The organism is Mesorhizobium sp. M1006 (genome assembly GCF_040318825.1).
Lineage (GTDB): Bacteria > Pseudomonadota > Alphaproteobacteria > Rhizobiales > Rhizobiaceae > Mesorhizobium.
This window is the reverse complement of record NZ_JAMYMZ010000129.1, coordinates 1-1,482: the sequence shown is the minus strand read 5'-3', so window position 1 is coordinate 1,482 and position 1,482 is coordinate 1. Positions and strand designations below refer to the sequence as shown.

The 1,482-nt window shown below is 60.4% G+C and carries 1 protein-coding gene and 1 pseudogene; both read right to left on the bottom strand.

Annotated features, from left to right (window positions below; all coding sequences use genetic code 11):
* The coding region (locus NKH60_RS34860; RefSeq protein WP_352875114.1) for an aldehyde dehydrogenase family protein at nucleotides 1-1,144 on the bottom strand (1,144 nt) is incomplete at its 3' end.
* Between the two features lie 183 nt (nucleotides 1,145-1,327).
* Nucleotides 1,328-1,482, bottom strand: a pseudogene (locus NKH60_RS34855) (LysR family transcriptional regulator); the annotation flags it as partial.

Below are 1,482 nucleotides of genomic sequence, written 5' to 3'. Positions count from 1 at the left end.
GTCCGAACGGCTCATCATGAAGCACTCTGGCATCATTTGGCACGGCTGTCAGGATCGTTGGCGGCCAGTAAAATCCCGGTTGGTCGAGGCGGGTGCCACCGGTTTCAACGGTGGCGCCGCGATCGACCGCATCCTTGACTAGACGCTGCATGGCCTCGATTCGCCGGGCATTTGCCATTGGACCCATCTCCGTCGCCGGGTCGTCCGGTGGACCGATCTTGATCTTGCGGGCGACTTCGGTCATCCGAGACAGGCATTCCTCGTAGAGAGGCCGCGCGACGAGGATCCTGCTAGGCGCATTGCAGCTCTGGCCCGCGCACTCGAACTTGTATTCCGCAATTGCCGGTATGGCCGTTGCCAGGTCGGCATCGTCGCATACAACGACCGGGGAATGCCCACCGAGTTCAAGAATGCACCGCTGCAAGTTATTCGCGGCGAGCTTGGCGAGCTGTTTTCCAACCTCTGTAGACCCCGTGAACGTTAGGACCTTGACGATTGGCGAGCTGAGGAGATGCCGGGATATTTGCACAGGAACGCCAAAGACGAGATTGACCACGCCGTCCGGAATACCCGCTTGTTGCAAGGCTTCAACGATATGGACAGCCGCGCTTGGTGTCTCTTCAGCCCCTTTGAGGATCACCGGGCAGCCTGCCGCCAATGCCGGCGCCAGCTTGCGGCCGATAAGCACGGCGGGATAGTTCCAAGGCGTGAAGGCAGCAACGACGCCAAGGGCTTCCGGGACGATCATCCGGTTCGGGCCCATCGGAATAGGGGCCGACAACTCTTCGGCGCGCGTTCCGTTCCACTCCAGCGTTTCGACAGCGCGCGCGTACTCACCTGTCGCTTCGGCAATCGTCTTTCCCTGTTCGGCCGACAGGTCCCTGGCTGCCGCTGCAACCTTGGCTGCCATGATCCTGGCGGCTGCTACGAGAATCTCGCCACGATCTTTTGCAGGCCGTGAGGACCAAGCCTTGCGGCTGCGCTCTGCCGAAGCGAGGGCCTCATCCAGATCCGGTATCGTCGCCGAGGCCACCGAGGCAAATACCATCTCCGTCGCCGGATTGATTACCGGCAGAGTGGCTCCGCTACCACCGGCTCGCCATCTGCCATTGATGAAAAGCTGATAGTTCATGGCGTTCGACATCGCATGCTCCGCCTGATTGAATTCCTGCCATTGCGAGACCAGCCGATATCCAGCCTAGGCTCGCTTCTCTGGATGGTCACGCCCGTCAAATATGGAATATCGACCAAAACGATCTCGAATACAGATGATGCGGCTCAGGCAGTCGCGGAGGAGCGACGCACTTTGAACCTGTTGAAGGAGTACCTAAGCCCGGTCCGGAGCCGTGGCCGACCAGTGCCTGCTCTCGATCAAGGCCCTGACGACCTTGGGGATCAGCTTGCGGACCGCCGATACGGCTGGAGAGCGCTCATCCTTCGGGTTGACGGCAAGCACAACGGAACGGGTAATCACCGGATCGA